Raw genomic sequence first — 25,348 nt, forward strand, 5'->3', positions numbered from 1 at the left:
GGATCGTTTCCGCGGGACTTGTCACCACACGTCCCCCGAACGACCACCAGCCGTTACGGTGTGCCGGTGCCTCTGTCGTGCGGCCGGTCGCGGCGTCGGCGGCCGGGGTCCGTCACAGGTCGGGGGCGACGCGGTGCGGGGTGCGGGATGGGTTCCACGGGGACGGCTGGTGCCGGTCCGGAGACGGACGGCGAGAGACGGAACGGTCCGGACGCGGCGGGCGTCGTGGTGCTGGGAGCCTGCGCGGCCTGGCCGCTGATCACGGCGGCGGCCCGCAACGGCCGCCCCGAGGGCATGCTGCTCGCGGTCCTGGCCGTGGCGGCGGGCTACGCCGCCGGCCGGATCGGCGGAGCGCTGCTGCCGGTGGCCGCGCCCTGTGCCGGCGCCCTGGCCGGCGTCGGCCTGACGGTGGCGGTTCCGCACCTGGCGCCGGGTCCGCAGATCACCGCTCCTCTGGGGCACCTCGGTGCCACGGCCGCGATGCTGGCGCTCTCGGCCGGCGCCGCGTGCTGCGCCGCCTGGGCGGTCTCCGCCCGGACCGTACGGTTCGCGCTGCGCCTGCTGGCCGTGGGGATCGCGGTGACCGCGGCCGTGCTGGGCTCGGCCGCGGGCTGCTTCGCCGCCGCCGGGGTGCTGCTGTGCTCCCTCGCCGCGGGCCGCGTGCGGCGCCGCGGGCCGGGCATCGCCTTCCTGGCCGTGACCGCCGCGGGGATGGCGGGGCTGACCTGGGCGGTGGCCGGCGGCGCCGTGCCGCGGGGGTTCGCCGCCTCGCTGGAGGGCCGGCTGACGGCGCACCGCGTGGGCCTGTGGCGGGACGCGCTCGCCATGGTCCGTCACCACGCGGGACTGGGGGTGGGGCCGGGACGTTTCGGGGAGCTGAGCACGACGGCCGTCCGGTCGCCGCTGTCCGACGGGAAGCCCCACTCCGCACCGCTCCAGCTGGCGGCCGAGCAGGGCGTCGTCGGGGTGGTGCTGCTGGCGCTGGCCTTCGGCTGGCTGCTGTACGCGCTGTGGCGCAGTCCGCGCGCCACACCGGTGGTCCTCACCGCGGGGGCGGCCCTGACGGCCGTCGCGGCCGTCGCCGCGGTGGGCAACGCGCTGAGCTTCACCGCGGTGTCCGTGGGAGCCGGTCTGCTGGCGGGACTGGCGACGGCCCGGCCGTTCGCGGACGACGCGGCACGGTGCTCGGCGCCGACGCGACGGACGCCTCCGCGCGGGGACCACCGGCCTCCGCGCGGGGACCGGGCGCTGCCGGGCGCCGGATGACCGCGGTGCGCGACCGGCTCCCGCGGTCCGGCACGGTTCAGTGCGTCGCGCCCGGTCTGCGGGGACGGAGCCGGTCGCGGATGACGTGCACCGCCGCCTCCGCGTCGTCCACGGTGACCGTGAAGGTGTGTCCGTCCCACAGCTGCAGCACGACGCCCTCACCACGGCGTACGACGACCGCCGTGCCCTTCTCGGGCCGCCAGCGGTAGCCCCAGCCGCCCCAGTGGCGCGGGGTGACGAGCGGCGCGAACTCCGCGCCGGCCACCTGCGAGAGCAGGATGCGGCGGCGCGGCACGCCCATGTGGCCGCAGCGCACTTCCAGGTGGTCCTCGTGGACCCGCAGCGCGACGTGCACGAAGGCGAGGGTGCCGAACAGGACGAGCAGCCCGGCGGCGATGCACCCGACGACGGCCATGGCCAGGGGTGCGACACCGCTCGTCCAGGCGGAGCCGACGGCCAGCGCGATGCCGAGCGCCAAGCAGGCCGCGCCGATCAGCGCCAGCAGCCACTGGTAGCGGTTGGTCGCGCGACCGGTCCAGACCTCGGGGCAGGCGGTGTGACCGCCGTGGCGGTGGTCCCTCATACGTCCGAGGTTACTCAGGATCCGCTCCGCGGGGACCGGGCAGCGCAGCGTCACTGGGCCGACCGGGCGGGCGACGGGCCGGGGCCTCCGCGGGCCGGCCCGGCGGTGTTCACCCGGCGGTGGTGACCTGCCGGAGCAGCCGGCCCTCCGCGTAGGTGAGGGCGGGTGCGGGGAGCGCGCCCTCGCGTCCGCTCAGCAGGACCGTCAGGGAGCCGCTCGCCGGGGCCTCGGGGGCGGGCTCCCCGCCGATGCGGCGCAGGGCCTGGGCGGCCACCGCTCCGGCGGAGCCGTGCAGGGCGAGCGGCGGGTGGGCGGAGCGCTGCACGGCGGCCCGGATGCGCTCGGCGACCAGTTCGTAGTGGGTGCAGCCCAGGACGACGGCCGTCACGTTCTCGGGAGTGAGCTCGGCGGCCGCGGCGACGGCGGCGTCGATCGCCGTCGCGTCGGCCCGTTCCACGGCCTCGGCGAGCCCCCAGCACGGCACCTCGGTGACGGCCACGCCGCCGGCGAAGTTCTGGATCAGGTCCTTCTGGTACGGGCTGCCGGTCGTGGCCGGCGTGGCCCAGATGGCCAGCGGTCCGCCGCCGGCCGCGGCGGGCTTGATCGCCGGGACGGTGCCGATGACCGGCAGGTCCGGTTCGAGGCGGGCGCGCAGGGCGGTGAGCGCGTGCACGGTCGCGGTGTTGCAGCCGACGATCAGCGCGTCGGGCCGGTGCGCGGCGGCCGCCTCGGCGACGGCCAGGGCACGCTCGGTGAGGTCCTCGGGCGTCCTGGGTCCCCACGGCATGCCGTCGGGGTCGAGGGAGAGGACGAGATCGGCGTCGGGGCGCAGGCGCCGCACCGCGGCGGTGGCCGCCAGCAGGCCGATTCCGGAGTCCATGAGCGCGATCTTCACCCGGCCACGATAGACGATGGGCCGCTTCCGGCCGGTTCCGTGGGGCAGACTGCGCACGTGAGCGCCGTTGTGTGGACCGCCGCCGGATCACTCGCCGCCTGGCTGTGGCTGCTGCTCTGCCAGGGCTTCTTCTGGCGTACGGATGTGCGGCTCCCGCCGTCGCGCGACCCGGGGGCGTGGCCGTCGGTGTGCGTCGTCGTCCCCGCGCGCGACGAGGCGGCGGTGCTGCCCGCGAGCCTGCCGTCGCTGCTCGCCCAGGAGTACCCGGGGCGGGCCGAGGTCTTCCTCGTCGACGACGGCAGTACCGACGGCACCGGGGAGCTCGCGCGCGAGCTCGCGCGCCGGACCGGCGGGCTGCCGCTCACCGTGGACTCCCCGGGCGAGCCGCCCGCCGGCTGGACCGGCAAGCTGTGGGCGGTGCGGCACGGCATCGGCCTGGCACGCGCGCGCGGTCCCGAGTACCTGCTGCTGACGGACGCGGACATCGCGCACGCCCCGGACGGTCTGCGCCGGCTGGTGGCGGCGGCGCGCACCGGGGGGTACGACGTCGTGTCGCAGATGGCCCGGCTGCGGGTGGAGAGCCTCTGGGAACGACTGGTCGTGCCGGCCTTCGTCTACTTCTTCGCGCAGCTCTACCCGTTCCGCCGGATCGGGAAGGACGGGACGCGGACGGCCGCCGCGGCCGGCGGCTGTGTGCTGCTGCGCGCCGACACGGCCGCGCGGGCGCGGATCCCGGACGCCATCCGGCACGCCGTCATCGACGACGTGGCCCTGGCCCGGGCGGTCAAGCGCGCCGGCGGGCGCGTCTGGCTGGGGCTGGCGGACCGGGCGGACAGCGTGCGTCCGTACCCGCGGCTGCACGACCTGTGGCACATGGTGGCGCGCAGCGCGTACGCGCAGCTGCGGCACGACCCGGTGGTGCTGGCCGGTACGGTCGCCGGGCTGGCCCTGGTGTACCTGGTGCCGCCCGCGGCGGTGATCGCCGGGGCGGCGGGGAACCCGGTCGCGGCGGTCCTCGGCGGGGCGGCCTGGCTCGTGATGACGGGGACCTACCTCCCGATGCTCCGCTACTACCGGCAGCCGCCGTGGCTCGCTCCCCTGCTGCCGTTCACCGCGTTCCTGTACCTCCTGATGACGGTCGACTCGGCGGTGCGGCACCACCGGGGGCGCGGTGCGGCCTGGAAGGGCCGCACCTACGCCCGTCCGGACGCCGTGCCCGACGAGGGCTGACCGGACGGTCCCCCGCCGCTCACTTCCGGCCGGGCGTCCAGTTCATGCCCCAGCCGTAGGCGTGGTCGACGGTGCGCTGCGGGCTCACGCCCCGTTCGGGCACCAGGTAGCGGGCCTCGCGCCGGACGACGAGGTCACCGCCGCCGGTGTTGGTGATCAGGGCGAGCGCGCACACCGTGGAGGGGACGGTGCACTCGTCGAGCGAGAAGTCGATCGGCGCGCCGTGCTGCGGCTGGAGGGTGACCGTGGCGTGCAGGTCGGCGAAGGAGCGGGCGCCCTCGTAGATGGTGACGAAGACCAGGATGCGCCGGAAGAGGTGCTTGTGGTCGAGGTTGACGGTGAGGTTCTCGCCGGTCGCCACGGCACCGGTGCGGTCGTCCCCGTCGAGGTGGATGAACGGCGGCTGGTGCAGGGCCCCGAAGGCGTCGCCGAGGGCCTGGACGACTCCTTTCCTGCCGTCGGTGAGTTCGTACAGGGCGCACAGGTCGAGGTCGAGGTCGGCGTGCATGGCGGCCGGGCGGCCCAGCTTGGCGGCCCATCCCGAGAACTGTTTGCGCACCTGCCAGTTGAGGTTCACGTGCAGGGCTCCGGAGGTGCCGCCCTGTTTGGTCAGCGAGACGGTGGGGGCCGCCTTGGTGAGCGTCACCTTGGTCAGCCGGACGGGCGGGGGCGCGGGGGCCGGCGCGGGAGGTGCCGCGGGCGGCGGGGCGGCCGGCCGGGTCACCGGGGGCGGGGCGACCGGGGGCGCCGCGGCCGCCGGAGGGGCGGAGGCGGTGTGCTGCGGCTCGTCGATGGTGATGCCGTAGTCGGTGGCCAGGCCCTCGAGTCCGCTGCTGTAGCCCTGGCCGACGGCGCGGAACTTCCAGGCGCCCTGGCGCCGGTAGAACTCCCCGAGCACGAACGCCGTCTCGCTGGTCGCCCCCGTGCTGTCGAAGCGGGCCGCCACGGTGCCGTTCGCGGCGTCCTTGACCTCGATGTACAGGTCCGGGACCCGTCCGAAGGCGCCGCCGTCGGAGGAGGCGGCCACGATCACGGTCTCGATGCCGGGCTCCACGCGCGTGAGGTCGACGAGCAGGGTGTCGGTGACCCGGCCGCCGGCGTCCCGCTTGCCCTCGTGGCGGACGGCGCCGGAGGAGTGGGCGGGCTGGTTGTAGAAGACGAAGTCGTCGTCGGAGCGGACCTTCCCGCCGACCAGCAGGAGCGCCGAGGCGTCCGCGTCGGGGACGCCGGGACCGGAGCGCCAGCCCAGTTCCACCCTCAGTGCCGTGGCCGGCACCGGTGTGTTCGATCCTTTCGGCATTGACATGTCCGCCCCCATCACAGGTCGCCGCGCCGGGCCGTCGTGTCCCGGCATCCGTCGGGTTCTCGTCCGCACAACCTATTCCCCGCGGGCGGGGGCTCCTACGGGGAACGCACGAAGGCCGGGGGGCCAACCGTCGGTAACCCACCCGGAACTCGGCCTTTACACGAAATCCATCCGACGGAACGCCCCTTTTACCCAAGTTCACTCACATTGGGGATCCCCGGTCACGGCGGGCACGGAAAACAACCCTCTTATCGGTCTCCCCAACCAGCACATCGTGGGCTTAACTTATGGCCATGACCTCCCCCCGCTCCACTTATGGTGGCGGCTACTACTCCGCCTCCTTCCCGGAGACCCCGATCTACGACTCGCTCGTGGCCGAGCGAGGCACCCCGCAGATCGCCCCGATCCGGGTCCCCGCCGCGTACGACGCGCCGGCCAGCCACCTGCCCGCGCTTCCCTCGGCGTTGCCCGCCCTCCCGGCGGCCCCGTCCCAGCCCGCCTACGGCTACCCGCAGGCGCCGCAGCCGGCCCCGCTCCAGCAGGCGCCCACGGCGTACATCCCGCAGCAGGCCACCGCGCCGCGCGGCTACCCCGGTCCCCAGCCGCAGCCACCGCGTCCGGCCGCCCCCGGCGGCTACGAGGCGATGCGCCCCGCGGCTCCCCGGCCCGGTCCGGCCCCGTACCAGGACCCGTACCACAACCAGCAGCAGTACCGCGGGTACTGAGCCGACCCGGGGGCCGTCGGTGCCGGCTGGCACGATGGCCCCATGGGGAACGCACGCCTGCACTCGATCCACGTTCATCCGGTCAAGGCCTTCCGGAGCCTGCCGCTCCGGGAGGTCCTCGTGGAGCCCTGGGGGCCGGCCGGAGACCGGCGCTGGATGCTGATCGACGACGGGGGAAAGGTCGTCACCCAGCGCCAACAGCCGCGCCTCGCGCTGGCCGCCGCCGAGCCGCTGCCCGACGGCGGCGTCCGGCTGTCCGCGCCCGGGGCGGAGCCGGTGACGGTGCCCGTGCCCCGGCCCGGCAGGACGGTCCCGGTGGTGATCTTCCGTGACAAGGTCGAGGCGGTCCCGGCCGAGGACGACTCCGTGCACGCCTGGTGCAGCGCCTACCTCGGCATCGACGTACGCCTCGTGCACCTGGACGATCCGGCCACGCGCCGGCCGGTCGACCCCGCGTACGCGCGGCCGGGCGAGACCGTCACCTTCGCCGACGGCTATCCGCTGCTGCTCACCACGACCGCCTCGCTCGACCGCCTCAACTCCCTGATCGCGGAGGGCGACCACCCGGCCGAGGGCCCGCTGCCGATGAACCGCTTCCGGCCGAACGTGGTCGTCGAGGGCACCGCCCCCTGGGACGAGGACACGTGGACGCGCATCACCATCGGCGAGGTCCCCTTCCGCGTCGCGAAGCCCTGCGGCCGGTGCGTGGTGACGACCACCGACCAGGAGACCGCCCGGCGCGGGAGGGAGCCGCTGCACACGCTGGCCGCCCGCCGGCGGACCGACGGCAAGCTCGTCTTCGGACAGAACCTGGTGCCCCTCTCCACCGGCACGCTCCGCGTCGGCGACCCCGTGGAGGTCCTGGCGTAGCCGGTTCCCGCCCGCGCGGGCGGGAACCGGGCCCCGGGCCCGCGCGTTGGCCCCCCATGAGAGGTCCATGAGGAAGCGGGTGGACGGCAGGGGGGGCGGTGCGGGCGATCAGCGGACTCTGGCGCTGGCGGCACAACCCGCTGTGCCGCAGGACCGACCTGGCCGAGGCCTGGGTGGCGCTCACGGCGCTGCTGCTCGCCCTGGTCGTCGCCCCGGTGGCCGGCTGCCTCGTCGGCGGCGCCGCCCAGGACGCGCTGCAGCGGTCCGTCCGCGCCCAGCACCAGGCCCGGCACCCGGTGCCGGCCACGGTGGTGCGCACGCTCGGCCCGTCCCCGTCGGCCGCCGACCCGGAGGGCTCCTCCGGCCAGGACGTGCGCAGCCGCGTCCTCGCCCGCTGGACCGCACCGGACGGCACCGGGCGGAGCGGGCCGGTGCCGACGCGTCTGAGAGACCCGCGGCCGGGCGACCGCTTCGGGATATGGACCGACGGGCGGGGGCGCGTCGTGGCCCGCCCGCTGGACACCGCGACGGCGACGACGCACGCCGTGCTCGCCGGGTTCGGCGCGGCCCTGGTGGCCGCGGCCCTGGTGGAGGGCGGCAGACGGCTGATCGTCTGGCGCATGGTCCGCCGCCGGTACGCCCGTTGGGACCGGGCGTGGGACAAGGCGGGCCCGGACTGGGGCAGGACGGGCACCGGCAACTGACGGTGTTCCGCCTCCGGTCAACCCCGTGCCCGCGCGCACGCTACGGTGGTCCGGCCGAACCGGTCGGCGACACCCCGCGCGCGAGCCGGGGGGCCGGCCGCGGTGTCCGGCAGGCGAACGAGCCACAGGTACGACGAGGTGGGGGCACGGCTACACCATGGCACAGGGCACGGTCCAGGTGACGCACACCGGCACGTCGAGGTGGCGCCGCCGCACGGGTGAGTACGCGTCGCTCGCCGCCGCCCTGGAGGCCGCGGCCGACGGCGACGTCCTCACCGTCGCTCCCGGCACCTACCGGGAGAACCTCGTCATACAGCGGGCGGTGACCCTGCGCGGCCCCGAGGGCTCCCCCGGATCGGTGCGCCTCGCGCCCGTGGACGGCGTTCCGCTGACCGTGCGCGCCTCGGCGGTGGTGCAGGACCTGCACGTGGAGGGCCAGGACGCCGCCGCCCCGGCGGTGCTGGTCGAGGAGGGCACCCCGGAGCTGCGCGACGTCCGCGTGGTCACCCGCTCCGCGGCCGGTGTCGAGGTGCGCGGCAGCGCCCGTCCCACGGTGCGCCGCTGCACGGTCGACAATCCGGCGGGCGTCGGCATCGCCGTACTGGACGGCGGGGGCGGGGTCTTCGAGGAGTGCGAGGTGATAGCCGCGGGACAGGCCGCCGTGGCCGTACGCGGTGGTGGCCGTCCCCGCCTGGAGCGCTGCCGGGTGCACCACGCCTCGGGCTCGGGGCTGACCGTGACCGGGGAGAACTCGGCGCTGGAGGCGGTGGGTTGCGAGGTCTACGAGGTGCGGGGCAGCGGCGTCCAGGTGACGCACCGCGCCACCGCCCACCTCACCGACTGCGCAGTGCACCGGACCACCGGCGACGGCGTCACCCTCGACACGGACGCGGTGCTGACGCTGGCCGACTGCCGGATCCACGACATCCCGGAGAACGCGGTCGACCTGCGGTCCCGGTCGGTGCTCACGATGACCCGCACCAGCGTGCGGCAGTTCGGCCGCAACGGCCTGTCCGTGTGGGACCCGGGCACGCGCGCGGACGCCAACCAGTGCGAGATCTTCGACAGCACCGGCGACTACCCGGCGGTGTGGGTGAGCGACGGCGCCACCGCCGTGCTGGACTCCTGCCGGGTGCACGACGTGCCGGACGCGCTGTTCGTCCTCGACCGCGGCTCGCGCGCGGACGTGGTCGACAGCGACCTGTGGCAGGTGCGCAACACGGCGGTGTCGGTGAGCGACGGCGCCACCGCGCAGCTCGACGACTGCCGGATCCGGGAGGCGTCGACCGGCGCCTGGTTCCGGGACCACGGCAGCGGCGGCACGCTCGGCAACTGCACCCTGGACGGCGTGCAGACCGGCGTGATCGTCACCAAGGGCGCCGACCCGACCGTCGAGCGCTGCACGATCGGTTCCCCGGCCGAGGCCGGCGTCTACGTCTCGGCCGGTGGCCGCGGCACCTTCCTCGGCTGCCGGGTCACGGGCAGCGGCGGCTACGGCTTCCACGTGATCGACGGCAGCCGCACGACGCTCAGGAAGTGCCGCACCGAGCGCTGTGCGCGCGGTGGTTACGAGTTCGCCGAGGGCGGCGCGGACGCGGCCTCGGGTGCGGGCGGTCCGGTCGTCGAGGACTGCACGAGCGACGAGAGCGGGAGCCTGAGGCCGGCACCGGCTCCGGCACCGGAGCCGGCCGTGCAGACGGTGGGCGGCTCCCCGGGTCTGCTGGGCCCGGTTCCCGCTCGGCGCACCGAGGCGGCACCGCCCGCGTCCCCCGCACCGGTCCGCGAGCCGGAGTCGGCCGCGCGCACCTCGAAGGACGTCCTCGGCGAACTCGACGCGCTGGTGGGCCTGGAGAGCGTCAAGCGCGAGGTGCGGGCCCTCATCGACATGATCGAGGTGGGCCGGCGTCGGCAGCGGGCGGGGCTGAAGGCGGCGTCGGTCAAGCGGCACCTGGTGTTCACGGGCTCCCCCGGCACCGGCAAGACCACCGTCGCCCGTCTGTACGGCGAGATCCTCGCCGCGCTCGACGTGCTGGAGAAGGGGCACCTGGTCGAGGTGTCCCGGGTCGACCTGGTCGGCGAGCACATCGGCTCCACGGCGATCCGCACCCAGGAGGCGTTCGAGAGGGCGCGCGGCGGCGTGCTGTTCATCGACGAGGCGTACGCGCTCTCCCCGGAGGACGCCGGGCGTGACTTCGGCAAGGAGGCCATCGACACCCTGGTGAAGCTGATGGAGGACCACCGGGACGCGGTGGTGGTGATCGTCGCCGGCTACACGGCCGAGATGGAGCGGTTCCTCTCGGTCAACCCGGGGGTGGCGTCCCGCTTCTCACGGACGATCACCTTCGGCGACTACGGCCCCGAGGAGCTGCTGCGGATCGTGGAGCAGCAGGCCGAGGAGCACGAGTACCGGCTGGCACCGGGTGCGGGCGAGGCGCTGCTGAAGTACTTCGCGGAGCTCCCCAAGGGCCCCGCGTTCGGCAACGGGCGCACCGCGCGGCAGACGTTCGAGGCGATGGTCGAGCGGCACGCGAGCCGCGTCGCCCAGTTCGACGAGCCGACCACCGACGACCTGACCCTCCTCTACGCCGAGGACCTGCCCGCACTGCCCTGAGCACCGCCCGCCGCTACGCCGAGGGCACCGGGGAGCCGGGCGGGCCGCCGCCGTCGGGATCGTCCGTGTGCCGCGGTGCCGGTACGTCCGGCCGCAGTCGGGCGAGCAGCCTGCGGCGTTCCTCGGCGAACGCCGGGTCCGCCTGGTAGTCGGAGTGGCCCAGGATCGGCGCGGGCAACGGGTGGGCCCCGGTGCGGCCGTAGGCGAGGGGATCCCTGAGCGGGGCGCGGTCCACCTCGGGGCCGCGGTCGCCGGGCAGCCGCACCGGGCCGCCGATGGGGTCGGTGAGCCGGTACAGGTTGCGCCAGCAGTCGACCTCCTGGTGCAGGGAGCCGAGCGCGGCCGGGCCGAAGTGGGCCGGGAACCAGCGGCCGTACAGCCGCTCCAGCGGGGAGCCGTAGGTCAGCAGCGCGACGCGCCTGCGGGTGGACGGCGGCAGCTGCCAGGCCGCGGCGGCGGCGAGGACGCTGCCCTGGGAGTGGCCGGAGATCACCAGCCGTCCGCCGGTGGCCTCGGTCCAGGTGGCGATCCGCCAGGTCAGGTCGGGCACCGCGCGCTCGGCGTAGCAGGGCGGCGCGAAGGGGTGGGCGGCGCGCGGCCAGAAGGTGCCCACGTCCCACAGGATGCCGATGGTGCGCCGCGTGGAGGCGTCCTTGTAGGCGCGCCGGCCGTAGGCGACGAGGAGGACGAAGCCCAGGCCGATCAGCCAGGAGCCCAGCGCCTGCGCGGTCTCGGCGGCGCCGTGGACGGCGGCGTACGAGCCCCGGGTGGCCGCGCCGGGCGTCCGGTCGGTGATCAGGGCGCCGGCGAGGGCGCCGGCGCCCAGCAGCAGGGTGGCGGCGGAGGTGACGGCGACGACGCGCGGTGCGCGGTCGGTGAGGGCGGCCATCGCACGCGTGGTGGCGATGCGGCGGGTGCGGCCGGGGTCGCCCGTCTCGCCGGGGTACTCGCGTGCCACGGCGGCGCGCTCGGCCCGCGCGAGGCGCCAGGCGCGCCGGGCCAGCCGGCCGCACAGCACCAGCAGCAGCACCAGCAGCGGCGGGATCACGGACGCCTGCCAGGTCAGCAGCACCGGCGGTCCCGGGATCGACGTCCCGGTGCCGTCCAGCCAGTCGGACATCCGCTGGGACACACCGCCGGACATCACGCCGCCGAGCGCGCAGGCGAGCATGGCGACCGCCGGCCCGGCCAGGCCCCGCATCGCGGCGCGCCGGTCGGGGTCGGTGCGGTACAGGGTGCGGGCGACCCCGGCGAGGACGATCACCAGCAGCCCCTGGGCGAGGGCGAGGGCGCCGAAGGTCGGGTCGCCGGGCAACCGGCCCGCCGACTCCCACCCGTCGCGTTCCCATCCGGCGTACAGGAAGGTCAGCGCCAGCAGCACGAGGGCGGCGAGGGGCAGGCGCCGCACCAGAGCCGCGTCGAGTTCGTCGTCCAGACGGCGTTCGGTGCGGCCCCGGCGGCAGACCACCCACACCACCGCGCACGCCCCCGCCACCAGCACCGCCTCCAGGAGCACGCCGAGCACGGCCAGGAGGGCGGAGCCGCCGGGCTCGCGGTCGTGCCGGGCGGCGGCGGAGCCGACCGCGGCGGCGACCGTCAGCAGTCCGGCGGCGGTGTGCGCGGCGCGCAGTCGCGCGACCAGGCGCCGGCCGTACCAGAAGCCGGGCCGGTTCAGGGCGGTGCGGCAGCCGGCTTCCTCGGGCTCCGGGTCGCGGGGCACCGGCTGCTGGGACTCGTACGCGTTCCAGGTGCGCAGGGACAGGAACCACAGCAGGCCGGTCAGGGCGGTGGGCACCAGGGCGGCGAGGGCGAGCCTGCGGCCCGGGAGGCTCCACCAGCCGCCGCCGGAGACCTCGGGTGAGAGGAAGCCGAGCCAGGAGTGCCGTTCGGCGCACGCGCGCGTGCCCGCGCACTGCCAGGCGGCCAGGTCGAGGGCGACCTCGCAGGCGGCCGCGACGAGCAGCACCGTCAGGCTCAGCCCGACCAGCCGGACCAGCAGCCCGTACAGCCGGACCGTGCGTCTGCGGCCCCGGGTGGTGGGGCGCATCCAGTGGGCGAGGTTGACCACCATGAAGGGCAGCAGCAGCAGCCACAGGGCACGGCTGCCGTTTCCGGAGGTGAGGTTGCACCAGACGTAGGCCTCGGGGACGGGCCCGTCGCGGCGGTCGGCGGGCCGCTGCTCCGCGTCGGCGTCGTCGGCGCGCCGGAACACGGCGGCGATGTCGTCGCCGGTGATCCGGACCGTGCGCGGATCATTGAGCATGGCCTCGGGGGTGGTGCCGCCCACCCCGTGGACCAGGAGTTCCAGGGCGGCCCCGGACGGTCCGGGCCGTGGGGCGGTGCCGTCCGCGTTCCCCGCCGGTCCGTGTTCCTGCGTACGTTCCACTGATGCGCACTTCCCCCGTGACACGCCGTCGGCTCCGCCCGTGCGGACACAGGATCTCCCGTGCCCGCGCGGCTCGCACCCCTCGTCACGGGATCTCCCCGATCCGCGTGACGCGCAAGCACCCTACGGGACACCACTGGCATGTGCGCGACGATCCGCCGGTGGCGCCGCCCGGGGCCCGGCGTGCGAGGATGGGACGCCCGCGCACCGACGACGCGGAGAACGCGCTCGTCGGAGTGGATGCGCGGGGCGGCGTGTCGGGTGGCTTCGAAGCGAAAGGACCGGAGCGTACGTGAGCGAGAATCAGAACCTCCTCGCGGAGCAGCGGCGCACCCTGATCCTCGACGAGGTCCGGCGCCGGGGTGGGGTCCGGGTCAACGAGCTGACCCGCAGGCTCGGCGTGTCGGACATGACCGTCCGCCGCGACCTCGACGCGCTGGCCCGGCAGGGCGTGCTGGAGAAGGTGCACGGCGGTGCGGTCCCCGTGGTGGAGGCGAGCACGCACGAACCCGGCTTCGAGGCCAAGTCGGGCCTGGAGCTGAGCGCCAAGGAGGACATCGCGCGGGCGGCGGCCGAGCTGGTGTCCCCGGGCGCGGCGATCGCGCTCTCGGGCGGTACGACGACGTTCGCGCTGGCGCACCAGCTGCTCGACGTCCCCGATCTGACGGTGGTCACCAACTCGGTGCGGGTGGCCGACGTCTTCCACGCGGCGCAGCGCACCTCGGGTCCCCGGCCGGGCGCGGCCACGGTGGTGCTGACCGGCGGGGTGCGCACTCCGTCCGACTCCCTGGTGGGGCCGGTGGCCGACCAGGCGATCGCGACGCTCCACTTCGACCTGCTGTTCCTCGGGGTGCACGGGATATCCGTCGAGGCGGGCCTGTCGACGCCGAACCTCGCGGAGGCCGAGACCAACCGCCGGCTGGTGCAGTCGGCGCGGCGCGTGGTGGTGGTCGCCGACCACACCAAGTGGGGCACCGTGGGGCTGAGTTCGTTCGCCGCCCTGGACCAGGTCGACACCCTCGTGACCGACTCCGGGCTGCCGGACGAGGCACGCGCGGAGGTCGCGGAGCATCTGCGGCGGCTGGTGGTGGCGGGCGAGCCCGAGGAGCCCGACGGGGAGTCCGCGGACGTCTGACGGGCCGCGGGCCGGGGTGTACGCTGCCCGCCCGCCGCAACTCCGGTTCCCGTCAAGGGGGTTACTCCCATGGCTCACCGTCTGCGCCCCGTGGGGCTCGGCTTCGTCCGGACCGCGCCCGTCCGTCTGGTCTTCGCCCGGGAGCTCTCCGCCGCTCCGGAACCGGTCTTCCGCGCGCTGGCCGAGGACGTGACCGGCTGGACCGAGTGGTTCGGGGCCGTCACGCTGGCCCGCCCCCTCGACGGCGGCGCGGGGCGTGAGATCCGGCTCCGGGGCGGCACCCGCTTCCGCGAGGCGGTCCTCGCGGCGGAGGAACCCGAGGTGTACGCCTATCGCGTCGACGTGACCAACGCGCCCGGCGCGCGCGCCCTGGTGGAGGAGTGGCGACTGACGCCGGCCGGGACGGGCACGCGGGTGCGGTGGACGTTCGCCGCCGACGGCACGGCACCGTTCCGCCTCGCGCTCAGGGCCGCGCGGCCGGGGCTCGGGCGGGCGTTCCGCTCCGCGGTGACCTCGCTGGACCGGCGGCTCGCGCGGTAGGGGGCGCCCGTGCGGCGGGGCCCGCCGGCCGTCAGTCGGGCCAGGCGCCGGTCCGCAGCAGGGTCTCGATCGCCGCCGCGCAGGGCGCGATGTCCAGGCCCTGCTCGGCCAGCCAGGCGTCCGAGTAGTACTTGTCGAGGTAGCGGTCCCCCGGGTCGCACAGCAGCGTCACCACGCTCCCCCGCCGTCCGTCGGCCACCATCTCCGCGACGATCTTCAGCGCGCTCCACAGGCCGGTGCCGGTCGAGCCGCCCGCCTTGCGGCCGATGGCCCGCTCCAGGGCCCGCACGGCGGCCACACTGGCCGCGTCGGGCACCTTCATCATGCGGTCGATCGCGCCGGGCACGAAGCTCGGCTCCATGCGGGGCCGGCCGATGCCCTCGATACGGGAGCCGCGGTCACAGGCGACGTCGGGGTCGCCGGTGGTCCAGCCCTCGAAGAAGCACGAGTTCTCCGGATCGGCGACGCAGATGCGGGTGTCGTACTGCATGTAGTGCACGTAGCGCGCGAGGGTCGCGGAGGTGCCGCCGGTGCCGGCCGTGGCGACGATCCAGGCGGGCTCCGGGAACCGCTCCAACTCCAGCTGCCGGAAGATCGATTCGGCGATGTTGTTGTTGCCCCGCCAGTCCGTGGCCCGTTCGGCGTAGGTGAACTGGTCCATGTAGTGGCCGCCGGTCTCCGCCGCGAGGGCCGCGGACGCCTCGTACATCGTGCGGGGGTCGTCCACGAAGTGGCACCGTCCGCCGTGGAACTCGATCAGGCGGCACTTCTCGGCGCTCGTCGTGCGCGGCATGACGGCGATGAAGGGGACGCCGATCAGCTTCGCGAAGTACGCCTCGGAGACGGCCGTCGAACCGCTGGAGGCCTCGATCACCGGGCGGTCCGGTCGGATCCAGCCATTGCAGAGCCCGTAGAGGAAGAGGGAACGGGCCAGCCGGTGCTTGAGGCTGCCGGTGGGGTGGGTCGACTCGTCCTTCAGGTAGAGGTCGATGCCCCACCGCTCGGGCAGCGGGAAACGCAGCAGGTGGGTGTCGGCCGAGCGGTTGGCGTCGGCCTGGACCCTGCGCACGGCCTCTTTCAGCCAGGCGCGGTAGGCGGGGTCGCTGTGGTCGACGTCGAGGGTGGCGCCGGTCAGGGTGGGGTGGGCAGTGCTCACGACGGGGCTCCTTACGCTGAGCGCCGACGGCGTCTCGCGCGGCCGGTACGCCGATCATAAGCATCCTCCACACCACTTCCCACCTGCATAAACGCATCTTTGAGCGACTCAAAGGCACCCCTGGGACGAGGGGGCGCGGGGGCGCGGGGGCGCATTGGCGCGAGTGCTCCGGGCGCCCCTGGGAAGGGGGGCGCGCGCACTGGTGCTCGACGGCGGGTGGGGGCAGACTGCACCGGCGGGAGCAGGGCCCCGCACCAGGGGCACGCTGGATCTGGACACGGGCCGGCCCGCGGAGCACGGTCCGGCACACCGACGCGCACAAGGGGGCGGGCGGCATGGCGGAGCCGGAGTTCACGGCCACGGGCGTGCGGATCGGCAAGCGGCTGCGGTCGCTCACCCGGGCCGGCCAGGTCCGGATCAGCGACGGCAGGCTGCAGCTGCTCACCAGCTACGGCAGCGAGATCGACAGCGCGCCGGTGCAGGCGGTGCGCGCGTCCCGGCCCTGGTTCGCGCCCGAGGACCGGGCGTTGGCGGACCTCAACGGCAAGCGGTACCTGCTGACCCTGGGCGACCACGACCCCGCGCCGGGCGAGCCCGGTCCGCCCGCGGCCCGCCGTTTCATCGAGGCCGTCCGCCGGGCGTCGGGGCGCGACGCCTGAGATGCCCGTGACTTGCGTCACTCCGCCCCTTGCGTCACGCTGTTCTCACGTCACTCTGGGTTTACCGGCGATAACGCTGCGAACCAGCCCGCCGGCCACGACAGCAGGCGGCAGCGTCACGCGGGCGTCCTGCTGGATCCGTACTCCGTGTTCTTCCGGACCCCTTTCCGGACCTGACACCGGGGAGTCGCAGCCGTGATCAGTCATCCGAGCAGGCACTGCACGGTGGAGCTCCAAGCCCTGCCGTCGCGGATCGGCCAGGTCCGCAGAATCGTATCTGCGCAGTTGCGCTACTGGCACATGGATTCCCTGATAGACCGGGCCTCGCTCGGTGTGACGGAGTTGTTGTCCAACGTCCACCGGCACGCCCGACCCGACAAGACGTGCACCGTCGAGATGGAACTGCTGCTCGACCGGCTCAAGGTCTCGGTGCGCGACCGCGACCCGCGTCTGCCGGTCGTGGAGGACGCCGGTCCGCTCGCCACCTGCGGGCGCGGGCTGGCGATGGTGGCCGCGATGAGCGAGAGCTGGGGCGCGCTGCCGGACGGTGATTCCGGCAAGGTCGTGTGGTTCACCCTGCTGACGCCCTCCGCGACCGCCCCGGCGGCCTGGGACCGGCATCCGCGGCTCACGGCCGGCGAGCCCGCCGGCCGGCGCTTCGCGGAGGTCGCCCTCGTGGAGCACACCGCCGAGGACCCCCACCGCGAACGGGCTCCGGCCCGCTCCACCGTCCCCGGCTGACACCGGCGACCGTCAGGCCGGCGGGGAGCCGGTGGTGAGACCCACCGGGTCCCCGCCGGCCCGCGGGCCCCCGGCCGGCGAGCACGCCGCTGCCGGTCGAACGCTTCGGCAGTTCCGACGGCCGCACCCCGGTGGTCCGTTCCCGGTGCGGACGTGACATTTCGTCCAGTCCACCGGCCTGCCGCGGCCCCCGCGCCCTCCTGCTCTCCTGCTCTCCTGCTCTCCTGACGAACCGACGGGTGAAGGAGCACGGTGAGCGCAGCAGCGGCAGCGGGGACCTGGAGGTGAACCGCGTCGGTTACGGCGCGATGCGGCTGACCGGCAACGGCACGAGGGGCGGCTCCGACGGCGGACCGATCGGCCGCGGCGCCGCCGTCCGGATCCCGCGCAGCGCGTTCGAGCGGGGCGTCAACCACGTCGACACGGCCGCCTTCCGCTTCCCGCCGCTGCGCTCCGCGAACGAGCTCGTCAACCCGGCCCTCGCGTCCCGGCGCGACGACGTGGCCGTGGTGACCGAGGCCGGCCCGGGGCGCGCCCCCTCCGGACAGCGGCTCGCCATGGTCCGCCCCGACCGGCTCCGCGGCCAGGTCGAGGAGAACCTGCGCCGGCCCGGCCGGGACCACCTCGACGTGGTCGACCTGCGCGTCAACGACCCCGGCACCTCGGTCGCCGCGCACTTCGGCGCCCTCTCCGAGCTGCGCGAGGCGGGCCTGGTCCGGCACCTCGGACTCTCGGACGTCCGGCCGGAACACCTGGCCGAGGCCCGGGCGATCGCCCCGGTGGTGCCCCACGGGGAGCAGGCGGACGGCCGGCCCCGCCGAGGAACGCTCGCCTTCTGTACCTACTGGTATGTACAGTGCTGGCATGAGCACCTCGGAACGGCTGATCGAGTCCACCCGCGAACTGCTGTGGGAGCGCGGCTACGTGGGCACCAGCCCGAAGGCGATCCTGGAGCGGTCGGGCGCGGGCCAGGGCAGCATGTACCACCACTTCAGGGGGAAGCCGGACCTCGCGCTGGCCGCGATCCGGCGGACCGCCGAGGAGACACGGGCCACCGCCGACGCGGTCCTCGCCGGGCCGGGAACGCCGTACCAGCGGATCGAGGCGTACCTGCTGCGCGAGCGCGACGTCCTGCGCGGCTGTCCGGTCGGGCGGCTCACCATGGACCCGGACGTCATCGCCGACGACGCGCTGCGCGCCCCGGTGGACGAGACCCTGGACTGGCTGCGCACGCGGATCACCGGGATCGTCGAAGAGGGCAAGGAGCAGGGCGAGTTCGCGCCGGTTCTCGACAGCTCGGAGGTCGCGGCGGCCGTCGTCGCGACCGTCCAGGGCGGCTACGTACTGGCCCGTGCCTCCGGCTCCCCCGCCGCCTTCGACGCGGGGGTGCGCGGTCTGCTCGTGCTGCTCGCGCCACGAGAGCGGTAGGTCCCGTCGATCTCCCCGGAGGTGAACCCGTTGCACGCCCTGCAGTACGAACTCACCCTGCCCGCCGACTACGACATGGGGATCGTCCGGGACCGGGTGGCCCGGCGCGGGCACCTGCTCGACGCGTGGCCGGGCCTCGGCGTCAAGGCGTACCTGACACGCGAGCGCGGAGTCCACGGCTCACCCGTCAACCAGTACGCGCCGTTCTACCTGTGGAACACCGTCGAGGGCATGAACGCCTTCCTCTGGGACGGCGGGTTCCAGGGCGTCGCCGACGACTTCGGGCGTCCCCCGGTGCGGCAGTGGACCGGCCTCGCGTACGAGGAGGGGGTGGCCGCGGACGCTCCGGCCGTCGTCGCCGTCCGGCACCGGCGTCCCGTGCCGGACGGGGGGCGGGTGGGCGAGCGGGCCGAGGAGGCGGTGCGGGAGTGCGGGCGGCTGGCCGGCCGGGACGGCGCGGTGCTCGCCGCGGCCGCCGTGGACACCGCCCGCTGGGAGCTGGTGCACTTCTCGCTCTGGGCGCACGACGCGCCCGAGGAGGACGGCGAGGTCTTCCAGGTGCTGCACGTGTCGGCACCGGAACGGGACCGGCTGCCCCGGAGGCGCCAGTGGTGAGCGCGGTCCGTCCCGGCCCCGGCGATGTGCCGCCCGGGCGCCCCGGGGGGCGCCCGTCCTCGCCGGGGACCCCCGTCCGGGACCTCGATGCCGACCGGCACCGAGGGCCGCCCGCGCGGCGGGCGGTCAGCCGGACTGGTCGCTGTCCTTCATCGCGCCCCAGCCGTGCCAGCGGTCGACCTCGATCCAGGCGCTGACCCGGGCGCGCTCCCGGTCCGGGTAGGCGTTGCCGGTGTAGTGCCGGGCGAGGCGGTCGATGTCGGCCAGACCGTCGTCGTCGCGCAGCTCGGCGACGCGGCCGAGCAGGGTGACGTGGGTGTACCAGTCGTCGTCGGCCAAAACGGTGAGGGTGACGCGCGGGTCGCGGCGCAGGTGCTTCAGGCGCACCCGGCCCTCGTCGAGGTTGACCAGCGCACGGCCGTCCTCCCACAGGTACCAGGTGGGGGTGGAGACGGGCGCGCCGTCGGAGCGGACCGTGGCCATGACGCAGGGGTTGGGACGGCGCAGCAGGGCAGCGGCCTCGGGGGGCAGTGGGGGTTTGGACATGACGACCTCCTGTGATGGTCTTCGGACGGTTCCCGCGCGCCGCGTACGGCTGTTCAGGTGGTGGGCTCGTCGAAGCTGGCGTGGTAGGCGGCGGCCATGTCCTCGTCGCCGTGGCCCCGGGCGGCGGCCCGCTCCAGGCGTTCGGCGCTCGCGGCGGCCACGTCCAGGCGGACGCCGTGCTGCTCGCCCGCCCGCACGATCAGACGGGCGTCCTTGGCGGCGGTGGTCACGGCGAACTGGGCCGGGGACAGCTTCCCGTCGAGGATCAGGGCGGCCTTGGCGCGCAGATAGCCCATGTCGAGCGGACCGCCGGCGATGAGGTCGAAGAAACCGTCCGGTGCGACGTCGAGGGCCTCGGCGAGGGCGAGGGTCTCGCCGGCGGCGGCGGTGGCCGCCAGCACCCAGCTGTTGGCGACCAGCTTCAGGCGGGTCGCGCTGCCCGCCGTCCCGTCCTCCCCGGTCCACACGGTGCGCGCGCCGACCGCGTCGAACACCGGCGTCACCTTGTCCCGGCCCTCGGCGGGGCCGGCGGCGAGCACGGTCAGCCGTCCCGCCTCGGCGGGCTGGCGGGTGCCCAGGACCGGGGCGTCGTAGAAGTGCAGGCCGTGCTCGCGGGCGAAGCCGGCCAGCTCGGCGACGCCCTCGAGGCCGGCGGTCGTGGACTGCGCCCAGGCCGTTCCCCGGCGCAGGGCGGGAGCGGCCCGACGCATCGTCTCCAGGGTGGCCGGGCCGTCGTACAGCACGGTCAGCACGGTGTCGGCGGACTCGACCGCCTCGGCGGGGGTGTCGGCGACGTACGCGCCGTCGGCGGCGAGCGGCTCGGCCTTGGCGCGGGTGCGGTTCCAGGCGCGGACGGTGTGTCCGGCACGGACGAGGTTGCGGGCCATCGCCGCGCCCATGATGCCGGTGCCCAGGACGCTCACGGTGAGCTTGTCGGTCATGACGTCGGCTTCCTCCGGTGGGGCCGTCTTCTGCGATCGGTGCTCGCCGGTCATTGTGCGTGATCCGGTCCCGGCGCGGGCCGCTACGCCAGCGCCGCCAGCGGGTCGTCCAGCACCGGCTGCCAGGCCAGCTCGGCGGCACCGACCAGGCTGTTGTGCTCCAGTGTGCAGGCGAGGATCGGGACGCCGCCGCTGCGGCCCCACAGGCTGCGGTCGGCGACGACGGCGCGGAGCCGGTCGGGGTCGGCCTCCAGGAGGGTGCGGTGCAGGCCGCCGAGGATGATCCGGTCGGGGTTGAGGATGTTGACCAGGCCGGCCAGGCCGAGGCCGAGGCGGTCGATCAGGGTCTCGGTGGCCGTGCGGACGGCCGGGTCGTCGTACTGCCCGCGGATCAGGTCGTCGGCCTGCTTCAGCAGGGACATCTCGGGGCCCGGTGCGCGTCCCGCCGCGGTGAGGAGGGCCAGCGGGTCCGCCTCCACGTCCAGGCAGCCACGGCTGCCGCAGTGGCAGGGCCGGCCCTCGGGGTTGACGGCGAGGTGGCCGACCTCCAGGGCGAGACCCGAGCTGCCCGAGTGCAGACGGCCGTCGAGCACCAGCGCACCGCCCACACCGCGGTGCCCGGTGGCCACGCACAGCAGGTCGCGGGAGCCGCGCCCGGCGCCGTGCCGGTGCTCGGCCAGGGCGGCGAGATTGACGTCGTTGGCCGCGAAGGCGGGTCCGGGCAGGCCGGCCGCCCGCACCTGCTCGGCGAAGATCTCCCGCACCGGTGCGCCCGCGGGCCAGGCCAGGTGCAGCGGGTTGAGCGCCAGCCCTTCCGGTTCGGCCACCGCCGACGGCACCGCGAGACCGGCGCCCACGCACCGCCGCCCGGTCTCCCGCAGCAGCTCCGCACCGGCCGCGACGACGGAGCCCAGGACCTTCGCCGGGTCGGCGTCGACCGCCTCGCAGCCGGGCGTCGTGGCGACGGTACGGCCGCCGAGGCCGACCAGGGCCGCCCGGAAACCGTCGGCGTGCACCTGTGCGGCGAGGGCCACGGGTCCGTCCTCGGCGACCGAGAGCCGGTGCGAGGGGCGCCCCTGCGAACCGGCCGCCGCGCCGGGCCGGGCGTCCACCCGGATCAGTCCGAGCGCCTCCAGTTCGGCGGCGACCGCGCCGGCCGTGGCCCGGGTCACCCCGAGTTCGGCGGTGAGCACCGCGCGGGTCGGCGCGCGTCCGGTGTGCACGAGCTCCAGTGCGGGACCGAGCGCACCGCGTCCCCGGTCCAACCGCGTCCTCGAGGTGGTCCCTTCCCCCGCCGGCCGGGGGTCCGCCTTCCCGCTCATGAGGGCGAGTCTCCCATGATCCGCAACCGGTGCCGACTACAGGCCGCTGACCCGCACGGTGATGTTCAGCCGCCCGGTCAGTCCCAACTCCCGCGGCGCCGTGCCCGCGTGCACCTTCGGCACCCCGTGGTACGCGAACCGGGACGGCCCGCCGAAGACGAACAGGTCGCCGCTGCGCAGCTCGACGTCCGTGTGGGGGCGGGTCCGGGTCTCGGTGTTGCCGAAGCGGAAGACGCAGGTGTCGCCGAGGCTCAGCGACACCACCGGCGCGTCCGCCTTCTCGTCGCTGTCGCGGTGCATGCCCATGCGGGCGTCGCCGTCGTAGAAGTTGACCAGCGCGACGTCGTACGCGGCGTCCCGCGCGGTCCCGGCGCCGAGCGTGTCGGTCACCGCGCGGTGGGCCAGCGCGCCGAGCCGGTCGGGGAAGGGTTTCACCGGGGCGCCGTCGCCGTCGACGACGGTGCGGGCGTAGCCGTACGGGTACCAGTGCCACCCCAGGCACACCTGCCGGGCCGTCATGGTGCCGCCGCCGGGGGTGCGCACCGTGCGCAGTCCGGCGGGCGGCCGGGCCCACTCCCGGCAGGCGTCGAGCAGCTCGCGCTGTGCCCGGGCGTCCAGCCAGTCCGGCACGTGCACCGCGCCGGGCGCCACCTGGGTACGGGAGCGGGGGAACAGCTCGGCGTCCATGCTCCCCATCCTGCCCGACCCGTCCTGAGCTGCGGCTCGGCTAGCCTGGTCGCACGATGAACGACCGTATGACGACTCCGTGGGGCGAGCCGGTGCTGGCCCGCTTCCCCGAGGACCCGCGCGAGAGGCTGCGTGCCTGGGACGCCTCCGACGCGTATCTGCTCAGGCACCTCGCCGAGCGGGAGGTCCCGCTGTCCGGCACGGTCGTGGTCCTCGGTGACCGCTGGGGGGCGCTGGTCACGGCGCTCGCGGAGCACCGGCCGACGCAGATCACCGACTCCTGGCTCGGGCAGGAGGCGACCCGCGCGAACCTGGCCCGCAACGGCGTCGAGCCGGGCGCGGTCCGGCTGCTCACCACGCAGGACCCCCCGCCGGGCCGGATCGACGTGCTGCTGGTGCGCGTGCCGAAGAGCCTGGCGCTGCTGGAGGACCAGCTGCTGCGGCTGGCGCCCGCGGTGCACGGGGGCACGGTCGTCGTCGGCACCGGCATGGTGAAGGAGATCCACACCTCGACGCTGGACCTCTTCGAGCGGATCCTCGGCCCGACCCGCACCTCGCTCGCCGAGAAGAAGGCCCGGTTGATCTTCTGCACGCCGGATCCCGCGCTGGAGCGGCCCGCCAGTCCGTGGCCGTACCGCTACACCCTGCCCGGGGACGTCGGCCCGGTCTCCGGCCGGACCGTCGTCAACCACGCGGGCGTCTTCTGCGCCGACCGCCTCGACATCGGCACCCGCTTCTTCCTGAAGCACCTGCCCGCCGGCCGGAGCGGCGGCCGGGTGGTGGACCTGGGCTGCGGCAACGGCGTCGTCGGTACGGCGGCGGCGCTGGCCGATCCGCGGGCCGAGGTGCTGTTCGTGGACGAGTCCTTCCAGGCGGTGGCGTCCGCCCAGGCCACCTACCGGGCGAACGACGTCCCCGGGCACGCGGAGTTCCGGGTCGGCGACGGCCTGGCGGGCGTACCGGCCGGCAGCGTCGACCTGGTGCTCAACAACCCGCCCTTCCACTCCCACCAGGCGACCACCGACACCACGGCCTGGCGCATGTTCACCGGCGCCCGGCGCACCCTGCGCCGGGGCGGCGAACTGTGGGTGATCGGCAACCGGCACCTGGGGTACCACGTGAAGCTGCGGCGGCTGTTCGGGAACAGCGAAGTGGTGGCGTCCGACCCGAAGTTCGTGGTGCTGAGGGCCGTGAAACGCTAGCCGGCCGGCGGTCCGCTCAGGGCGCCGCGGGGACCGGGCCGAGCGCCCCGATGATCGCCGCCACCGTCCGGGTCATCGCCTCCCGGCCCACCGTCAGGTAGCCGCGGGAGTCGACCGCCTCGGGGTGGGCGGCGAGGAACTCCCTGATCGCGCCGGTCATGGCGATGTTCAGGGCCGTGCCGACGTTGACCTTGGCGATGCCGCCCGTGACCGCCGCGGCGAGTTCGTCGTCGGGCAGGCCCGAGGAGCCGTGCAGGACGAGGGGGACGTCGAGGGCGGCGCTCAGGCGTTTGAGGAGGGCGTGGTCGAGGGCTGCCGTGCGGGTGGTCATGGCGTGGGTGGTGCCGACGGCGACGGCCAGCGCGTCCACGCCGGAGCCGGCGACGAAGGCGCGGGCCTGCTCGGGGTCGGTGCGGGCGCCGGGGGCGTGGGCGTCCAGCGGGGGCTGTCCGTCCTTGCCGCCGATCTGTCCCAGCTCCGCCTCGATCCAGAGGCCGTGGGCGTGGGCCCAGTCGACGGCGGCCCGGGTCGCGGCGAGGTTCTCGGCGTAGGGCAGCCGGGCCGCGTCGTACATCACGGAGCCGAAGCCGGCGTCCGGCGCCTGGCGGAGCAGGGCGTCGCTCCGGACGTGGTCGAGGTGCAGGGCGACGGGGACGGCGGCGCGTTCGGCGGCGGCGACGGCGGCGCGGGCCAGCGGCAGCAGGCGGCCGTAGCGGAACTTGACGGCGTTCTCGCTGACCTGGAGCACGACGGGGGCGGGCACCGATTCCGCGCCGGCGATGACGGCCTCGACGTGTTCGAGGGTGATGACGTTGAACGAGGCGATCGCCGAGCGGTCCGCGGTGGCGCGGGTGACGAGTTCGCCGGTGGTCGTGAGGGGCACGGCCCGTCCTTTCCGACGGTGTCAGGGCGCGAGGATGACCGAGCGGGTGAGGTGGCGGGGGCGGTCCGGGTCGAGGCCGCGGGCCGCGGCGACGGCGACCGCGAGGCGCTGGGCGCGGACGAGTTCGGCGAGCGGGTCGAGGGTGCCCCCGACCCACAGTCCGCCGGTGCCCCGGACCTGTCGGGCCAGGCCGTCCGGGGCCGTCCCGAACATCCAGGTGGCCGTGCCCCGTGTGGTGACGCTGATGGGGCCGTGCCGGTACTCCATCGCCGGGTAGGCCTCCGTCCAGGCCAGTGCGGCCTCGCGCATCTTCAGCCCGGCCTCGTTGGCCAGGCCGACGGTCCAGCCGCGGCCGAGGAAGGTGAACTGGGAGCAGTCCACGAGTCCTTCGGGCAGGGGTGTCGTCAGGGCCGTCCGGGCGTCCTCGACGACCGCTCCGGTGTGCAGGCCCAGATGGGCGCGGAGCAGGGTGAGGGCGGTGGTCGCGAACCGGGTCTGGACGACGGAGCGTTCGTCCGCGTAGTCGAGGACGACCGGCTCGTCGGCCAGTGACATCACGGGGGTGGCCGGGTCGGCGGTGACCGCGGTGGTGCGGGTGGTGCCCTTCAACTTCTCGAGCAGGTCCAGGACTTCGGTGGTGGTTCCGGAGCGGGTCAGGGCGACGACCCGGTCGTAGGCGCGCCCGTGCGGGAACTCCGAGGCGGCGAAGGCGTCGGTCTCGCCCCGGCCCGCCGCCTCGCGCAGGACCGCGATCGCCTGCGCCATGAAGTACGAGGTGCCGCAGCCGATGACCGCGACCCGCTCACCGGGCGCCGGCAGCGCCGGGGCGTGCTCCGCGGCCTGTGCCGCGGCGCGGTTCCAGCACTCGGGCTGGCTGTTCAGTTCGTCCTCGACATGGGTCATGTCGCACCCCCGAC

General features: G+C 75.1%; 24 protein-coding genes and 1 pseudogene. 14 read left to right on the plus strand and 11 right to left on the minus strand.

Annotated elements, in window-relative coordinates; genetic code table 11:
* Positions 1-147: 147 nt before the first annotated feature.
* Positions 148-1,266 (plus strand): O-antigen ligase family protein, encoded by a 1,119-nt coding sequence (locus FHS37_RS18645; protein WP_184822608.1) that lies wholly within the window; start codon positions 148-150, stop codon positions 1,264-1,266.
* Positions 1,267-1,303: 37 nt separating this feature from the next.
* Here FHS37_RS18645 and FHS37_RS18650 read toward each other — a convergent pair whose 3' ends face one another.
* A complete protein-coding gene (locus FHS37_RS18650) occupies positions 1,304-1,849 on the minus strand; it encodes a hypothetical protein (protein WP_184822610.1) in 546 nt (181 codons plus the stop codon).
* Positions 1,850-1,958: 109 nt separating this feature from the next.
* Positions 1,959-2,744: a glutamate racemase gene (locus tag FHS37_RS18655; protein ID WP_184822612.1), complete on the minus strand. Its 786-nt coding sequence runs from the start codon at positions 2,742-2,744 to the stop codon at positions 1,959-1,961.
* A gap of 39 nt (positions 2,745-2,783) precedes the next feature.
* On the opposite strand from FHS37_RS18655, the gene FHS37_RS18660 reads away from it, so the two are divergent.
* Positions 2,784-3,974 carry a glycosyltransferase gene (locus FHS37_RS18660; RefSeq protein WP_184822614.1) on the plus strand — a complete coding sequence of 397 codons (1,191 nt, stop codon included), beginning with the start codon at positions 2,784-2,786 and terminating at the stop codon, positions 3,972-3,974.
* Between the two features lie 19 nt (positions 3,975-3,993).
* Here FHS37_RS18660 and FHS37_RS18665 read toward each other — a convergent pair whose 3' ends face one another.
* Positions 3,994-5,274, minus strand: a complete 1,281-nt coding sequence (locus FHS37_RS18665; protein ID WP_184823239.1) for a TerD family protein — start codon at positions 5,272-5,274, stop codon at positions 3,994-3,996.
* A 299-nt stretch (positions 5,275-5,573) separates the two neighbouring features.
* On the opposite strand from FHS37_RS18665, the gene FHS37_RS18670 reads away from it, so the two are divergent.
* The 4 genes from FHS37_RS18670 to FHS37_RS18685 all read left to right on the plus strand — a co-directional run bounded on the left by FHS37_RS18670 (position 5,574) and on the right by FHS37_RS18685 (position 10,190).
* Entirely contained in the window at positions 5,574-6,005 is a 432-nt protein-coding gene (locus tag FHS37_RS18670; RefSeq protein WP_184822616.1) for a DUF6643 family protein, read from the plus strand.
* A gap of 42 nt (positions 6,006-6,047) precedes the next feature.
* Complete coding sequence (locus tag FHS37_RS18675) at positions 6,048-6,875, plus strand: MOSC domain-containing protein (RefSeq protein ID WP_184822618.1); 828 nt, start codon at positions 6,048-6,050, stop codon at positions 6,873-6,875.
* A gap of 98 nt (positions 6,876-6,973) precedes the next feature.
* Positions 6,974-7,579 (plus strand): Rv1733c family protein, encoded by a 606-nt coding sequence (locus FHS37_RS18680; RefSeq protein WP_184822620.1) that lies wholly within the window; start codon positions 6,974-6,976, stop codon positions 7,577-7,579.
* Positions 7,580-7,736: 157 nt separating this feature from the next.
* A complete protein-coding gene (locus FHS37_RS18685; RefSeq protein WP_184822622.1) occupies positions 7,737-10,190 on the plus strand; it encodes a right-handed parallel beta-helix repeat-containing protein in 2,454 nt (817 codons plus the stop codon).
* 13 nt (positions 10,191-10,203) lie between these two features.
* Here the strand turns inward: FHS37_RS18685 and FHS37_RS18690 are convergent, their stop codons facing one another.
* On the minus strand, positions 10,204-12,576 hold the full coding sequence (locus tag FHS37_RS18690; RefSeq protein WP_184822624.1) for a hypothetical protein: 2,373 nt from the start codon (positions 12,574-12,576) through the stop codon (positions 10,204-10,206).
* A gap of 292 nt (positions 12,577-12,868) precedes the next feature.
* Here FHS37_RS18690 and FHS37_RS18695 point away from each other — a divergent pair, with 292 nt between their 5' ends.
* Together FHS37_RS18695 and FHS37_RS18700 are read left to right on the plus strand one after the other, a co-directional pair.
* On the plus strand, positions 12,869-13,711 hold the full coding sequence (locus FHS37_RS18695) for a DeoR/GlpR family DNA-binding transcription regulator (protein ID WP_184822627.1): 843 nt from the start codon (positions 12,869-12,871) through the stop codon (positions 13,709-13,711).
* 69 nt (positions 13,712-13,780) lie between these two features.
* Complete coding sequence (locus tag FHS37_RS18700; RefSeq protein ID WP_184822629.1) at positions 13,781-14,251, plus strand: SRPBCC family protein; 471 nt, start codon at positions 13,781-13,783, stop codon at positions 14,249-14,251.
* A 31-nt stretch (positions 14,252-14,282) separates the two neighbouring features.
* Here FHS37_RS18700 and cds1 read toward each other — a convergent pair whose 3' ends face one another.
* On the minus strand, positions 14,283-15,407 hold the full coding sequence (gene cds1, locus FHS37_RS18705) for an L-cysteine desulfhydrase Cds1 (protein ID WP_184822631.1): 1,125 nt from the start codon (positions 15,405-15,407) through the stop codon (positions 14,283-14,285).
* Positions 15,408-15,742: 335 nt separating this feature from the next.
* On the opposite strand from cds1, the gene FHS37_RS18710 reads away from it, so the two are divergent.
* The 5 genes and pseudogenes from FHS37_RS18710 to FHS37_RS18730 all read left to right on the plus strand — a co-directional run bounded on the left by FHS37_RS18710 (position 15,743) and on the right by FHS37_RS18730 (position 18,850).
* Entirely contained in the window at positions 15,743-16,066 is a 324-nt protein-coding gene (locus tag FHS37_RS18710) for a hypothetical protein (RefSeq protein ID WP_184822632.1), read from the plus strand.
* A 225-nt stretch (positions 16,067-16,291) separates the two neighbouring features.
* Positions 16,292-16,807: an ATP-binding protein gene (locus FHS37_RS18715; protein WP_308436696.1), complete on the plus strand. Its 516-nt coding sequence runs from the start codon at positions 16,292-16,294 to the stop codon at positions 16,805-16,807.
* A 284-nt stretch (positions 16,808-17,091) separates the two neighbouring features.
* Positions 17,092-17,568, plus strand: a pseudogene (locus tag FHS37_RS18720) (aldo/keto reductase); the annotation flags it as partial.
* A gap of 103 nt (positions 17,569-17,671) precedes the next feature.
* Entirely contained in the window at positions 17,672-18,235 is a 564-nt protein-coding gene (locus tag FHS37_RS18725) for a TetR/AcrR family transcriptional regulator (protein ID WP_229889744.1), read from the plus strand.
* A 30-nt stretch (positions 18,236-18,265) separates the two neighbouring features.
* A complete protein-coding gene (locus FHS37_RS18730; RefSeq protein ID WP_184822638.1) occupies positions 18,266-18,850 on the plus strand; it encodes a DUF4865 family protein in 585 nt (194 codons plus the stop codon).
* Positions 18,851-18,976: 126 nt separating this feature from the next.
* Here FHS37_RS18730 and FHS37_RS18735 read toward each other — a convergent pair whose 3' ends face one another.
* The 4 genes from FHS37_RS18735 to FHS37_RS18750 form a co-directional block, all read right to left on the minus strand.
* Positions 18,977-19,396 carry a PPOX class F420-dependent oxidoreductase gene (locus tag FHS37_RS18735; RefSeq protein ID WP_184822640.1) on the minus strand — a complete coding sequence of 140 codons (420 nt, stop codon included), beginning with the start codon at positions 19,394-19,396 and terminating at the stop codon, positions 18,977-18,979.
* Between the two features lie 53 nt (positions 19,397-19,449).
* The gene (locus FHS37_RS18740) at positions 19,450-20,337 is read right to left on the minus strand and encodes an NAD(P)-dependent oxidoreductase (protein WP_184822642.1); all 888 of its coding nucleotides are present in this window, start codon (positions 20,335-20,337) and stop codon (positions 19,450-19,452) included.
* A gap of 83 nt (positions 20,338-20,420) precedes the next feature.
* On the minus strand, positions 20,421-21,659 hold the full coding sequence (locus FHS37_RS18745; RefSeq protein ID WP_184822644.1) for an ROK family protein: 1,239 nt from the start codon (positions 21,657-21,659) through the stop codon (positions 20,421-20,423).
* Between the two features lie 36 nt (positions 21,660-21,695).
* A complete protein-coding gene (locus FHS37_RS18750; RefSeq protein ID WP_184822646.1) occupies positions 21,696-22,346 on the minus strand; it encodes an alpha-ketoglutarate-dependent dioxygenase AlkB family protein in 651 nt (216 codons plus the stop codon).
* Positions 22,347-22,414: 68 nt separating this feature from the next.
* On the opposite strand from FHS37_RS18750, the gene FHS37_RS18755 reads away from it, so the two are divergent.
* Positions 22,415-23,548, plus strand: coding sequence for a methyltransferase (locus tag FHS37_RS18755; RefSeq protein WP_184822648.1), 1,134 nt, complete (start codon positions 22,415-22,417; stop codon positions 23,546-23,548).
* A gap of 16 nt (positions 23,549-23,564) precedes the next feature.
* On the opposite strand, the gene FHS37_RS18760 is transcribed toward FHS37_RS18755, so the two are convergent.
* Together FHS37_RS18760 and FHS37_RS18765 are read right to left on the minus strand one after the other, a co-directional pair.
* A complete protein-coding gene (locus tag FHS37_RS18760; RefSeq protein WP_184822650.1) occupies positions 23,565-24,431 on the minus strand; it encodes a class II fructose-bisphosphate aldolase in 867 nt (288 codons plus the stop codon).
* 21 nt (positions 24,432-24,452) lie between these two features.
* Positions 24,453-25,334 (minus strand): SIS domain-containing protein, encoded by an 882-nt coding sequence (locus FHS37_RS18765; RefSeq protein ID WP_184822652.1) that lies wholly within the window; start codon positions 25,332-25,334, stop codon positions 24,453-24,455.
* Positions 25,335-25,348: the final 14 nt, after the last annotated feature.

This window comes from Streptomyces griseomycini, assembly GCF_014203535.1.
In the GTDB taxonomy this organism is placed as follows: Bacteria; Actinomycetota; Actinomycetes; order Streptomycetales; family Streptomycetaceae; genus Streptomyces; species Streptomyces griseomycini.